10 protein-coding genes are annotated in these 13127 nt (G+C 68.7%); 6 read left to right on the forward strand and 4 right to left on the reverse strand.

The features are described 5' to 3' along the window. The first annotated feature begins 1 nt into the window (after position 1). Positions 2–985: an amino acid ABC transporter permease gene (locus AC3DEV_RS14695; protein WP_067714016.1), complete on the forward strand. Its 984-nt coding sequence runs from the start codon at positions 2–4 to the stop codon at positions 983–985. Next, a complete protein-coding gene (locus tag AC3DEV_RS14700; RefSeq protein WP_067714019.1) occupies positions 982–1743 on the forward strand; it encodes an amino acid ABC transporter ATP-binding protein in 762 nt (253 codons plus the stop codon). Before AC3DEV_RS14695 ends, AC3DEV_RS14700 begins: the two co-directional genes overlap by 4 nt. A 27-nt stretch (positions 1744–1770) precedes the next feature. On the opposite strand, the gene AC3DEV_RS14705 is transcribed toward AC3DEV_RS14700, so the two are convergent. Further along, positions 1771–2526 carry a class I SAM-dependent methyltransferase gene (locus AC3DEV_RS14705; protein WP_256820512.1) on the reverse strand — a complete coding sequence of 252 codons (756 nt, stop codon included), beginning with the start codon at positions 2524–2526 and terminating at the stop codon, positions 1771–1773. A gap of 142 nt (positions 2527–2668) precedes the next feature. On the opposite strand from AC3DEV_RS14705, the gene rpsA reads away from it, so the two are divergent. Beyond that, the gene (rpsA, locus tag AC3DEV_RS14710; RefSeq protein WP_396444081.1) at positions 2669–4144 is read left to right on the forward strand and encodes a 30S ribosomal protein S1; all 1476 of its coding nucleotides are present in this window, start codon (positions 2669–2671) and stop codon (positions 4142–4144) included. A 358-nt stretch (positions 4145–4502) separates the two neighbouring features. Here rpsA and AC3DEV_RS14715 read toward each other — a convergent pair whose 3' ends face one another. Further along, positions 4503–6047 carry a glycoside hydrolase family 183 protein gene (locus AC3DEV_RS14715; RefSeq protein ID WP_488372563.1) on the reverse strand — a complete coding sequence of 515 codons (1545 nt, stop codon included), beginning with the start codon at positions 6045–6047 and terminating at the stop codon, positions 4503–4505. A gap of 101 nt (positions 6048–6148) precedes the next feature. Between AC3DEV_RS14715 and coaE the strand changes: the two genes are divergently transcribed. Then, entirely contained in the window at positions 6149–7237 is a 1089-nt protein-coding gene (gene coaE / locus AC3DEV_RS14720) for a dephospho-CoA kinase (protein WP_488372564.1), read from the forward strand. 79 nt (positions 7238–7316) lie between these two features. Here the strand turns inward: coaE and AC3DEV_RS14725 are convergent, their stop codons facing one another. Continuing rightward, positions 7317–8873 carry a glycoside hydrolase family 183 protein gene (locus tag AC3DEV_RS14725; RefSeq protein ID WP_488372565.1) on the reverse strand — a complete coding sequence of 519 codons (1557 nt, stop codon included), beginning with the start codon at positions 8871–8873 and terminating at the stop codon, positions 7317–7319. A gap of 1 nt (position 8874) precedes the next feature. Then, a complete protein-coding gene (locus AC3DEV_RS14730; protein WP_488372566.1) occupies positions 8875–10305 on the reverse strand; it encodes a glycoside hydrolase family 183 protein in 1431 nt (476 codons plus the stop codon). 126 nt (positions 10306–10431) lie between these two features. On the opposite strand from AC3DEV_RS14730, the gene uvrB reads away from it, so the two are divergent. Further along, a complete protein-coding gene (uvrB, locus tag AC3DEV_RS14735; protein WP_132063224.1) occupies positions 10432–12561 on the forward strand; it encodes an excinuclease ABC subunit UvrB in 2130 nt (709 codons plus the stop codon). A 90-nt stretch (positions 12562–12651) separates the two neighbouring features. After that, entirely contained in the window at positions 12652–13101 is a 450-nt protein-coding gene (locus tag AC3DEV_RS14740; RefSeq protein ID WP_132063225.1) for a universal stress protein, read from the forward strand. Positions 13102–13127: the final 26 nt, after the last annotated feature.

Consider the following 13127-nt stretch of genomic DNA (forward strand, 5'->3'; position numbering starts at 1 on the left):
GGTGAGTACCGCGCAGAAGGGGGCGGACGCCCCCGCGGCGGAGGCCCCGGAACCGATCCGGGCGGTGCCTCTCCGGCACCCGTGGCGTTGGGTGTCGGCGACCGTCGTACTGGTCCTGGTGTTCCTGTTCATCTGGGGCGCGGCGACCAACCCGGCCTACGGGTGGGACACCTACGCCCGCTACCTGTTCGACACCAGGTTCGGCATGGCCGTGTTCTACACGATCGCGCTGACGCTGCTGTCGATGATCCTCGCCGTGGTCCTCGGCGTCATCCTCTCGGTGATGCGGATGAGCAGCAACCCCGTGCTCAAAGCAGTCGCCTGGGTGTACCTGTGGATCTTCCGCGGAACGCCGATCTACGTGCAGCTGCTGTTCTGGGGCCTGATCTTCACCCTGTACCGCCAGGTCCAGTTCGGGATCCCGTTCACCGACCTCCAGTTCGTCCGGTTCGACGACACGATGGTCCTGTACTCGGCGTTCTGGCTGGCCGTGGTGGGCCTGGCCATGAACGAGGCCGCGTACATGGCGGAGATCGTCCGCGCGGGCATCTCGTCGGTTCCCGAGGGGCAGGCCGAGGCCTCGACCGCACTGGGGATGACGTGGGGCCAGACGATGCGGCGGACCATCCTGCCGCAGGCGATGCGGGTCATCATCCCGCCGACGGGCAACGAGTTCATCTCGATGCTCAAGACCACCTCACTCGTCGTGGCGATCCCGTTCTCCGGTGAGCTCTACGGGCAGGCGCGCGACATCTCGGGCGTCAACTTCCAGCCCATCCCGCTCCTTCTGGTCGCCGCCACCTGGTACCTGGTCATCACCAGCGTGCTCATGGTGGGTCAGCACTACCTCGAGAAGCGCTTCTCCCGCGGCGCCACCCGGAAGCTCACCGGCCGGCAACTGCGCGCACTCGCCGATGCGGACGGGCTCACCCCGTCCGCCCTCGCCGCGGTCAAGGGCACCGATCAGTCGGGAGGGATGGCATGACGACGATGGTCAGGGCCGAGCAGGTCTGCAAGAACTTCGGGTCGCTGCGCGTCCTCAAGGGCATCGACCTCGAGGTCGCCGCCGGTGAGGTGCTGTGCCTGGTGGGGCCCTCCGGATCGGGCAAGTCCACCTTCCTCCGGTGTATCAACCACCTGGAGCGGGTCGACGCCGGCAGGCTCTACGTCGACGGCGAGCTGGTGGGCTACCGGGAGAAGGGTGACAAGCTCTTCGAGATCTCCCCGAAGCAGGCAGCCCGCCAGCGACGGGACATCGGCATGGTGTTCCAGCACTTCAACCTGTTCCTCCACCGCACCGCCCTCGAGAACGTCATCGAGGCGCCGATGTTGGTCAAGGGCCAGTCGCGTGGGGAGGCCACCGAGCGGGCCCGCGACCTGCTCGCGAAGGTGGGTCTCGCCGCCAAGGCCGATGCCTACCCGGCCCAGCTGTCCGGCGGGCAGCAGCAGCGCGTGGCGATCGCCCGGGCCCTGGCCATGGACCCCAAGCTGATGCTGTTCGACGAGCCGACCTCGGCCCTCGACCCCGAGCTGGTCGGGGAGGTCCTCGGCGTGATGCGCGATCTCGCGGACGCGGGGATGACTATGGTCGTGGTCACCCACGAGATGGGGTTCGCCCGGGAGGTCGCCGACACGGTGGCGTTCATGGACGACGGGGTCGTGGTGGAGTCCGGCACACCCGCGGACGTTCTCACCTCGCCGTCACATCAACGGACCAAGGACTTCCTGTCCAAGATCCTGTGACGCCGGGGCGGGTCCGGCGAGGGTGGGTCAGGAGAGCGTGGCCACGAAGATCGCCGTGCCGGGGAAGATCCCGCCACGCAGCGGGCTCCACTGCCCCCACTCCCGGTCCAGCCACTCCGGCCACTCCGGCTCGATGAGGTCCTGCACCACGAACCCGGCGGCGACCAGTTCGCGGATCCGGTCGCCCACCGTCCTGTGGTGCTCGACATAGGTCAGCTGGCCGTCGTCGTCGTACTCGGTGTACGGCGAGCGGTCGAAGTAGGGGAACACGGCCAACAGACCCTCCGGGCCCGGATCGTCGCGGAAGATCCACCGCATGGGGTGGTTGACCGAGAAGACGAACCGGCCGCCCGGTCGCAGGACGCGCGCCGCCTCCGCCATCACGCCCGCGGAGTCCGCCACGAACGGGATGGCTCCGAACGCCGAGAACGCGACATCGAAACTGCCGTCCGCGAACGGCAGCCGGCCGGCGTCGGCCTGGATGAGGGGTACGGTCGCCGCCGGGCCCGTCGCCCGGCTCGCAGCCTCAGCCCCCACACGGAGCATCCCGGCCGAGAGGTCCACGGCCACGGCACGGGCGCCCCGGCCGGCGATCCACCGGGAGCACGGAGCCGACCCCGACCCGATCTCGAGCACGTCGCGGCCCTCCACGTCACCGAGCAGGTGCCAGTCACCTTCGTGCAGGCCCTCGGGGCACCAGACGAACTCCCCGTCGGCGGAGTGGGCGCCGAGGAAGTCGCCGTGGTGATGGTGGTAATCCGTCGCCTCCGAGTCCCACCACATCCGTGAGGCTCGGACCGACTCTCCATGTCCTGGGGGGTTTGTGGACGTCACGTGTGAAGCGTACAGTTGACGGTCGCGTGCGTACGCGCTCGCTTTCTTCCCGTCCGCTACGATTCCTATCCACTCCGGAGCACCCCACCATATGACCACCAACACCACGTCCCCGCAGGTAGCCGTCAACGACATCGGCTCCGCTGAGGACTTCCTCGCCGCCATCGACGCCACGATCAAGTACTTCAACGATGGTGACATCGTCGAGGGCACGATCGTCAAGGTCGATCGTGACGAGGTCCTGCTCGACATCGGCTACAAGACCGAGGGCGTCATCCCCTCGCGCGAGCTCTCCATCAAGCACGATGTCGACCCGGGTGAGGTCGTCGAGGTGGGCGATGAGGTCGAGGCCCTGGTCCTGACCAAGGAGGACAAGGACGGCCGTCTGATCCTGTCCAAGAAGCGCGCACAGTACGAGCGCGCCTGGGGCACGATCGAGGAGCTCAAGGAGAAGGACGAGGCCGTCAAGGGCACCGTCATCGAGGTCGTCAAGGGTGGCCTCATCCTCGACATCGGTCTCCGTGGCTTCCTCCCCGCCTCGCTGGTGGAGATGCGCCGCGTCCGCGACCTCCTGCCCTACGTGGGTCAGGAGCTCGAGGCCAAGATCATCGAGCTGGACAAGAACCGCAACAACGTGGTGCTCTCGCGCCGTGCATGGCTCGAGCAGACCCAGTCGGCCGTGCGCTCCGAGTTCCTGCACCAGCTGCAGAAGGGCCAGGTCCGCAAGGGCGTCGTGTCCTCGATCGTCAACTTCGGCGCCTTCGTGGACCTCGGCGGGGTCGACGGCCTCGTCCACGTCTCCGAGCTGTCCTGGAAGCACATCGATCACCCGTCCGAGGTCGTCGAGGTGGGCCAGGAGGTCACCGTCGAGGTCCTCGACGTCGATCTGGACCGCGAGCGCGTCTCGCTGTCGCTCAAGGCCACGCAGGAGGATCCGTGGCGGCACTTCGCCCGGACCCACGCGATCGGTCAGATCGTCCCGGGCAAGGTCACCAAGCTCGTGCCGTTCGGCGCCTTCGTGCGTGTCGACGAGGGCATCGAGGGCCTCGTCCACATCTCGGAGCTGGCCGAGCGCCACGTCGAGGTCCCGGACCAGGTCGTCACGGTCAACGACGACGCCATGGTCAAGGTCATCGACATCGACCTCGACCGTCGTCGTATCTCGCTCTCGCTGAAGCAGGCGGACGAGGACTACACCGAGGAGTTCGACCCGTCGAAGTACGGCATGGCCGACAGCTACGACGAGGCCGGCAACTACATCTTCCCCGAGGGCTTCGATCCCGAGACCAACGAGTGGCTCGAGGGCTTCGAGAAGCAGCGCGAGGAGTGGGAGAACCGCTACGCGGAGGCCGAGCGTCGCCACAAGATGCACACGGCCCAGATCGAGAAGGGTCGGGCCGCTGCGGCGGAGGCCGCCGAGGCCGCCCCGACCAACTACTCGTCGGAGTCCGCCCCGTCGTCGCGTCCGGCTGCGGCCGAGGCCGCTCCGGCCGAGTCCACCGGCGGTTCGCTGGCCTCGGACGAGCAGCTGGCCGCCCTGCGCGCGAAGCTCGCCGGAGGCGAGTGATCGCACAGTAGGCATCTGAGAGCGGCCCCGCACCGGTATCCGGTGCGGGGCCGCTCCGTCTATCCCCGGTGCGCTCCGGTGGCGGTGGCCCGTCTGTGACGTGCGCAGTGCGGAAGTGCCGCCTTGCGCGCCGGACGGGTGAGCACCCTTGGCGATGCGAGCTCCCGGGTTTGGCTGGTGGCGCGTCATGCCGGGGGCGAGGAGGCCGCCCGCACCGACCGTCCCGCTCCCAGGTCATCGCGGTGGATGTCGGATCGGGTGAGATCGGGGCGGTGACCACCCTGCTTCGCATCCCCGACGGACTCACGGGCGTCGGCGGGGGTGTGCCCGACGCGCGGGAGTGGCGCGCAGCGATCGATCAACGACCGGGCGGTTCGACGATCGGCTCGGCGACGGCGGGCTCGGCCTCCGCGATCTCCTCGAGGCGTTCCTCGTCGATCACACCGCGGTCGTCGATGGCTCCGGACTCCGCCGCGGTACTGACCGTGACACGGGACTCCACGGTGGTCCGGGGGTCCGCGTCCGGAGCGGCGAAGTCGAACTCGTCGAGGTCGGTTCGAAGTAGGAAGACGTTGTACGCGTCCCAGGTGGAGAGCGTGTAGTACAGGTACCGGCTGTCGTTGTCCGTGGTGAAGGGATGGATCATCGGTGCGTAGCCGTTCGGGAACATGCTTCGATCGACGATGGTCTGTGGCTCGGACCACGGTCCCCAGGGGCTCTCCGACACCCGCATGGAGACGACGCCCGTCGGCGAGGGCGTCATGGCGATGTACTTGTCCAGGTGCTCGTTGTACTGCACCGAGAGTTCCTCGACGCGTGCCGGGATGACGTCGTACCCGGTCGGCTCGTCGGTCCAGCCCGCGCCCGGACCCGCGTACCACTCGTACGCGGCGGGGTCCTCGATCTGCCCGATCGGAACCCGAGTGAGCATCGCAGGACCCTGACGACCGGACGGGGTCACGTACTCATAGAGATGACCAGCGTCGAGGAGGAACGCACTCATCTGCGCCCCGTACCAGCGGTCTCCGTCCACCGGCGGCAGGGTCTCGCTGTCCGGAGCGGGTTCGAACTGGACTGTCGGGTTCCATCCGGTGAAATCCGTGACGCGCCGCATCGTCTCGGTGAGCACCGTCCACGATTCGCCGTCGTCCGTGGACTTCACCAGTGCGGAGTAGTTGGTGTTCCAGCCGCCAGGCGCGTTCCAGTCCCGCACGGACATGACCCGCATGTACATGTCATCACCGGTGCTGATCGCGGCGGTCGGGATGACGGTGACCTCGCCGGTCCCGTTGGACTGGTGCGCTCCCTGGACGAGTGCCGTGGCCTTCCCTTGTGGATCGGAGGGGACCGCCCTGAGGACGTCCATCCCGTTCTCGGGGCTCCCGCCGGCGGTGGCGAGCATGACGTTGGAGCGCCACTGGTTGCCTGTGGGAGTGCAGTCTCCGAAGGTGTCGCCGAACAGGGCCATGGTCTCACCTTCGTGGGTGAAGGTTATCCCGAGGTCGGTGCCGTGGATGTCGTACAGCTCGTCGGTCTTCGCGGGGCTGGTCGGCCCGGTAACCAGCTGGCGTACGGATGTGGCGCCCTTGAGGACCGGGATCGTGCCGTCGGCCCCGGTGACCCATCGGGGGAATCTGCGAACCGAGGATGCGGTGGCGTCGAGCACCGAGTTGGTCGCGTTCGCGAGCGATCCGGTGACGGGGAAGGGGCCGAGGGAACCCGGGGGGATGTTCCCGAAGAAGCTGTTGCACGGACCGCTCTCACCGAGCAGTGAGCCGGTCGAGCCCGAGGACCCGGTCGAGCCCGAGGACCCGGTCGAACCGGTGGAACCCGTGGAGTCTGCGGACTGGGCGGCTGCGTGGGCGGGAGCCACCGTGATCGCCAGTGCTACAACGAGGGGCAACGCAGAGAGGAGACGTGGCACAGAGTTAGTCCGGTTCACACGTGAGACCTTACCTACGTCGCTCGGACCGGCACGCCTTTCGGTCACCTAGACTCCACGTCATGCTGATGGTGGGTCTGACCGGTGGGATCGGTGCCGGCAAGTCGACGGTGACGGCGGTGCTCGCGGAAGCGGGGGCGGTGATCGTGGACGCGGACCTCATCGCCCGCGAGGTAGTCGAACCGGGATCCCCCGGGTTGGCGATGCTCGTCGCCGAGTTCGGGGAGGACATCCTGGGGCCGGACGGTGCACTCGACCGCGCTGCCCTCGCTGCCCGCGCCTTCGTCGACGCCGAGCGGACCGCGGCCCTCAACGCCATCACCCATCCGCTGATCGGGGAGCGGACCGCCGAGCTGTTCGGCTCGGCGCCGGAGGACGCGATCGTCGTGCACGATATGCCGCTCCTCGTGGAGGGCGGGATGACACCCGGCTACCACCTGGTGATCGTCGTCGACACCCCGGCGGAGATCCGGTTGGAGCGGTTGGTGGAGTTCCGGGGGATGCCGGAGGACGACGCCCGCGCCCGCATGTCGAGGCAGGCGACCGACGAGGCCCGCCGGGCCGCCGCGGACGTGGTGATCGACAACTCCGGGGACCGGCAGACCGCCGTGAACCTGACCAACGCACTGGTCGAGATCCGTCTCCGCCCGTTCGAGCACAACCTGCGCACCGCGACCCCTGTGGTGGGCGACCGCACCGTCGTACCGTTCCGGCCCGAGTGGGCCGGGGAGGCGGAGCGGGCGTGCGCGCGCCTACGTCACGTGGTGGGGAAGATCGCCACCCGGATCGACCACGTCGGTCCGACCGCGGTCGAGGGCCTGGACGCGCCTGACGTCATCGATCTGCAGGTGACGGTGCGGGACGCGGCAGCGGTTGAGGTCGCCCTGCGCACACTCACCGAAGCGGGATACGTGCGTGATCGGTCGAGCGAACGCCCGTTGCTGCACTGGTGTGACCCCGCCAGGCCGCTGGAGGTGTCGATCCTCGCAGAGGACGACCCCGAGCACGAGTTCTCGCTACTCATGGCCGTGGTGATCGGCGCGGACCCCGGCGCACGGGCCGAGTACGCGGAGATCCTGCGTCGCGCGGACCGCGAGGAGACGCGTCAGTGGGAGCGCACCCTGAGCGAGGCCATGCTGCGGGGGCGGTAGCCCCGACCGCGGACGGGTCCGCAGACCCGTCCACGGCCGGGGCTCACTCGGCCAGGTCTCACCCGGTCTCGGCCCAGGTTCACTCGGTCGGGACCACCCCGTCGACCAGCTCGGAGACCGGCACCTGTCGGACGACCTCGGTCGGCGCCGGCTGCGAGCTCGCCCGGCGCAGGTTCGGGTTGGGGAACACCTCCGACAGCCGGGTGCGCACGAGGAAGACGTTGTACGCGTTCCAGGTGGTGACGAGGTAGTAAAGGTCCTCGCCCTGCGCCCACGGGTGCATGAACGCCCCGTAGACGCCGGGAAGCACCGAGTAGTCCACCAGGGTGGTGGCGGAACTCCACGGCCCCTCGGGGCGGTCGGCGGTGCGGAGGACCACCGAGTTGTACCCCTGCGAGTACATCGCCGTGTATTTCCCGAGGTACTCGTTGTACATGGTCGAGATCTCGCTCGCCGGGGCGGGCAGGACCCGCTCGGCAGCGCCGATATCGGACACCCAGGCCGAGCCGTTCCAGTACTCGTACGCCCCGGGGTCGAGGACGCCTGCGGTGGGGGGCGTGGTGGATCCGTCGAGCTCGTCCGCGGTCGGAGAACCGGCGAGCGGAACGCGTGCGACGATTGCCGCGCCCTGTCGCCCGGAGGGGGTGAGGTACTCGTACAGGTGCGTGTCCGTCGTGAGGAACGAGCTCATCTGGGAGCCACGCCACGCGGGATCCACGGCCGGGGCTCCGGCCCCGAGGGGGATCGCGTCGGTGATGGGGCGGGCCAGAGACGGGACGACGGTCCAGTTCTCGCCGTTGTCCGTCGAGTACGCCATCCCCGAGTAGTTGGTGGTCCACGATCCGGGTTGGCCCCAGTGGGCCACGGACATGTACCGCAGGTACTGCACACCGTTGACGGAGATACCCGAGGTCGGGATGATCGTGACCTCGCCGGGTAGCCCGGATCGCGGAACCAGCGACTTGGCGAGCCCGTCGGTGCCCATGGCGGCGGAGTCGATGGTGATGCCGTCGGTCAGATCGGTGTCGGTGGAGCGGAACAGGACGTTGGAACGCCACTGGTTGCCGGGCACCGTGCAGTCGCCCATGGTGTCGCCGAACGCCATCAGCACCTGCGGGTCGGCGGGATCACCGTTGTCCCACATGATGCCCAGGTCCGTTCCGGCCACCCCGAACCGGTTGATGGAATCGCCGGGGCTCGTGGGACCGGTGACGAGCTGCTCGAACCGGGTGGGTCCGCGCAGGACGGGTACCGTGCCCTCCTCCCCGGTGATCCACGGGGGCATCCCGTAGACCGACCCGATCATCGGATCGAGCGAGCCGGAAAGTCCGTTCCCCAGGGAGCCGGTCTCCAACTGCTGGACCAGCGATCCCGAGCGGTCGGCGGAACCCAACGCCCGGGAAGTCGAGCCGAGCGACCCGGCGTCACCGGAGGACCCGAGCGAGCCGAGGGAACCGGTGCCCATACCGGCCCCGGTCCGGTTCTCCAGCAGGGAACCGAAGTTGCCGAACATCTCGCTGCACGGGCCGGCCGCGGCGGTTCCGGCGCCGACCGTGCCGAGGGTGACGACCGACGCGGCGGCCGTGATCGACGCAACGACGACCGAGCTCAGGAGGCGGGGGAGAGGTCGGGTCATGTCATGCCTCCGGGATGGGCCGACGCTCGACCAGGACGGTCTCGCCGGTGTCCGCCGGGTCCGGGGTGTTGCGGGTCCAGCTGTCGTCCGTCACCTGCATCCGCGACCGGGCGTCGGGCAGGATCCTCGGCGGGATCTGGGTGAGGTCGGTCCTCATGAGGAAGACGTTGTAGGCGTCCCAGGTGGACATGGTGAAGTACAGCTCTTCGCCGTCGTTCTCCACGGCGGGGCTCCATGGGTGGACGAAGGCGCCGTAGAGGGTTGGGACGTGCTGGTACGAGAGCAGGATGTCCTCACCCGACCACGGGCCCCAGGGGGTGCCGGCCTGGGCCATGACGATGTTGTTGGCCCGGTTGTTGTACACCGCGATGAAGCGCCCCAGGTGCTTGCTCCAGGACACCGATAACTCGCTCACGGACGTGCCGTTCGGGGAGCCGAGCACCGGGACGGCGTCGCGGTGGTCGACGACCCAGTCGCTGCCGTCCCAGAACCGGTAGGCCGCCATCTCCTCGATCTGTGCCTCGGGAACCCGCGCCAGCCGCGCGGACCCGCTGCGGCCCGACGGCGTGAGGTACTCGTAGACGAACCCGTCGTGCTTGAGGAAGGCGCTCATCTGGCCGTCGGTGTGGCGGGCGAACTCCTCGCCGAGGTCGGCAGGCGTGGGCATCGGCGCGGTGCCCCGACGTGCGGTTCCGCGCACGGGCTCCCAGTCTTCACCGTCGTTCGTCGACTTGGCGAGGGCGGAGTAGTTGGTGGTCCACTCGCCGGGGTCGCCCCAGCGCTCCACCGACATGTAGCGCAGGTACTGGTCGCCGCTCACCTCGACGCCGGCGGTCGGGATGACCGTGGTCTCTCCGGGGAGCCCGGAGCGGGGGAGGATCGACTTGGCCAGACCCGTCGCCGGGTCCTCCATGGGGGCGTCGAAGATCCGCATGCCGTCGGACAATGTCCGGTCGGTCGAGCGGAAGAGGATGTTGCTGCGCCACTGGTCGTTCGGTTCGTCGCAGTCGCCCATCGTGTCGCCGAGGGCCATCATCATGCGGCGCTCGGCCCCGGACGCGCCGTTGTCCCACAGGATCCCCAGGTCGGTGCCGGTGATTCCGAACCGTTCGACAGTGTTGTTGGGGCTGGTGGGCCCCGTGAGGAGCTCGACCGTGGTGGTCCGGCCCCGGAGGACCGGGATGTATCCGCTCCCGCCGTCGGCCCACGGGGTGGCAGGGGCGGACGTGGGAGTCCCCAGCGAGCCGGAGAGGGAGCCCGACCCGCCCGCGGTGCCGCCGGTCGGGGGCCACGGGTCACACGGTGCGGCCGTGGCGACCGGTGCGAGGAGGGTGAGGGCTCCCGCCGCGAGAGAGGCGGCGGTGACCGCCGTGATCGGCCGACGCGCGCCGTCGGGGCGGGCGGTACGACGACGAAGTGGGCTGCGGGCCACGGGGTTCTCCAGACGACATGACAGGGACGGTGAGGGGTTGCTCACAGCTACAGTAGTTGGCACCCCTGACATCCGCTGCGGCGACACCGGTGGGCGGGGGTGAACGGCTGCTCGTACGCTGGTGGTATGGCTTTCGCGACCGAGATCCCCGACGACGGGGTCCCCGCCGACCCGACAGTGCTCTCGTACTCGGAGTTCCGACCGATCGGCGATGTCGAACGGAGTGCGACGCGCTTCGAGGTCGTCAGTGAGTTCACCCCGTCGGGCGACCAGCCCACGGCGATCGCGGAACTGACCGAACGCCTCGCCCGCGGGGAGCGCGACGTCGTGCTGCTCGGCGCGACCGGCACCGGTAAGTCGGCGACCACCGCCTGGCTCATCGAGAAGGTGCAGCGGCCGACCCTGGTGATGGCCCCCAACAAGACGCTCGCCGCGCAGCTGGCCAACGAGTTGCGCGAGATGCTGCCCAACAACGCGGTCGAGTACTTCGTCTCGTACTACGACTACTACCAACCGGAGGCGTACATCGCCCAGACGGACACCTTCATCGAGAAGGACTCGTCCATCAACGACGACGTGGAGAGGCTCCGGCACTCCGCGACGTCGTCACTGCTGTCCAGGCGCGACGTCGTCGTCGTCAGTTCGGTCTCGTGCATCTACGGTCTCGGCACGCCCCAGTCCTACCTCGACAGGTCGGTGGCCCTGGCCGTCGGACAGGAGGTCGACCGCGACCAGTTGCTCCGGCTGCTCGTGGACGTCCAGTACGAACGCAACGACGTGTCCATGACCCGGGGGACGTTCCGGGCGAAGGGCGACACCGTCGACATCATCCCCACCTACGAGGAACTCGCCGTCCGCATCGAGTTCTTCGGGGACGAGATCGACGCGCTGTACTACATCCACCCGCTGACCGGTGACGTCGTGCGCAGGGTCGACGAGGTGCGGATCTTCCCGGCCACCCACTACGTCGCCGGTCCCGAGAGGATGGCCAAGGCGATCGCCTCCATCGAGGCCGAGCTGGAGGAGCGGCTGGCGGAGCTGGAGAACCAGGGCAAACTGCTCGAGGCGCAGCGGCTGCGCATGAGGACGTCCTACGACATCGAGATGATGCAGCAGGTGGGCTTCTGCTCCGGTATCGAGAACTACTCGCGGCACATCGACGGACGGCCGGCGGGCAGTTCGCCGGCCACTCTCATCGACTACTTCCCCGAGGACTTCCTCACGGTGATCGACGAGTCCCACGTGACCGTGCCGCAGATCGGCGCCATGTACGAGGGCGACGCCTCCCGCAAACGCAATCTCGTCGACTTCGGGTTCCGCCTGCCGTCCGCCCTGGACAACCGCCCCCTGACCTGGGAGGAGTTCTCCGGCCGGGTGGGTCAGACCGTCTACTTGTCCGCCACGCCCGGCCCCTACGAGATGGGGCGCGCCGGTGGGGAGTTCGTCGAACAGGTCATCCGGCCGACCGGGCTCGTCGACCCGAAGATCGTGGTCAAGCCCACCAAGGGGCAGATCGACGACCTGATCGGGGAGATCCGTCAGCGCGCCGAACGCGACGAGCGGGTGTTGGTGACCACGCTGACCAAGAAGATGTCGGAGGACCTCACGGACTACCTGCTCGAATTGGGGATCCGGGTGCGGTACCTCCACTCGGAGATCGACACCCTCCAGCGGGTGGAGCTGCTCCGGGATCTCCGGCGCGGGGAGTACGACGTCCTGGTCGGCATCAACCTGCTCCGGGAGGGACTGGACCTGCCGGAGGTCTCGCTCGTGGCAATCCTGGACGCCGACAAGCAGGGTTTCCTCCGCTCGGCCACCTCGCTCATCCAGACAATCGGCCGTGCGGCCCGCAACGTCTCCGGTGAGGTCCACATGTATGCGGACTCGGTCACCGAGGCTATGCGGCAGGCCATCGACGAGACCGATCGCAGGCGTGAGAAGCAGGTCGCGTACAACACCGAGCACGGCATCGACCCGCAGCCGCTCCGCAGGAAGATCGCCGACATCCTCGACCGGGTCGGAGAGGAACGCGGGGACGACGCGGATCCCAAGGACCGACCGGAGCTCGTGGGCGCCCGGGCGGCCGACGGGTCGGCACGACCCCGCAAGGAGCTGGAGAAGCTCATCGAGGAGATGACCGAGCAGATGATGTCCGCGGCCACCGACCTGAGGTTCGAGCTCGCGGGGAGGCTCCGGGACGAGATCGCCGAACTGCGCAAGGAACTCAAGGGCATGCGTGAGGCCGGGATCGACTGACCCGGGCCGCTTTCTCCCGCGTTTACCCCGCCCGTCGGCCGCGTCCTCGGACTACTCTGGGTGAAACGTGTTCCCGAGGAGAGGAAGCAAATGAGCGCCTACACCAAAGTGGTGGTGGGAACCGACGGTTCCGAGTCGTCCTACCGTGCCGTCGATCGCGCCGCGCAGCTGGCCGCCGACGCCTCGGCGGACCTCGTGATCGCCTGCGCCTACGTGCCCGCCGATCCGCGTTCGGTCAGCCAGGCCGCGGATCAGCTCGGTGACGACGCCTACCAGATCCGCGGGGACAATCCTGCCGAGGACATCGTCCGCGGCGCCAGGGACCGGGCCCAGAAGGCCGGAGCGACCAAGATCGAGGCGCGCACCGTGAAGGGGGCGCCCGTCGAATCGCTCATCAAGCTGGCCGACGACGTGGGGGCCGACCTCCTCGTGGTGGGCAACAAGGGACTCAACTCCCTGACAGGCCGGCTGCTCGGGTCCGTGCCCGCCGACGCCGCACGACGCGCGACCTGCGACGTGCTCATCGTCCACACCACCTAGACTGCGCGCCGACCCCGGCGCCCCAC

Source organism: Dietzia sp. IBK-p2-15D (genome assembly GCF_057773105.1).

Excerpts from the sequence above, each read along its gene's own strand:
- rpsA (WP_396444081.1), top strand. The coding sequence starts at position 2,669 with ATGACCACCAACACCACGTCCCCGCAGGTAGCCGTCAACGACATCGGC.
- AC3DEV_RS14725 (WP_488372565.1), bottom strand. The coding sequence starts at position 8,873 with ATGACCCGACCTCTCCCCCGCCTCCTGAGCTCGGTCGTCGTTGCGTCG.
- AC3DEV_RS14740 (WP_132063225.1), top strand. The coding sequence starts at position 12,652 with ATGAGCGCCTACACCAAAGTGGTGGTGGGAACCGACGGTTCCGAGTCG.
- AC3DEV_RS14705 (WP_256820512.1), bottom strand. The coding sequence starts at position 2,526 with ATGTGGTGGGACTCGGAGGCGACGGATTACCACCATCACCACGGCGAC.
- AC3DEV_RS14700 (WP_067714019.1), top strand. The coding sequence starts at position 982 with ATGACGACGATGGTCAGGGCCGAGCAGGTCTGCAAGAACTTCGGGTCG.
- uvrB (WP_132063224.1), top strand. The coding sequence starts at position 10,432 with ATGGCTTTCGCGACCGAGATCCCCGACGACGGGGTCCCCGCCGACCCG.
- coaE (WP_488372564.1), top strand. The coding sequence starts at position 6,149 with ATGCTGATGGTGGGTCTGACCGGTGGGATCGGTGCCGGCAAGTCGACG.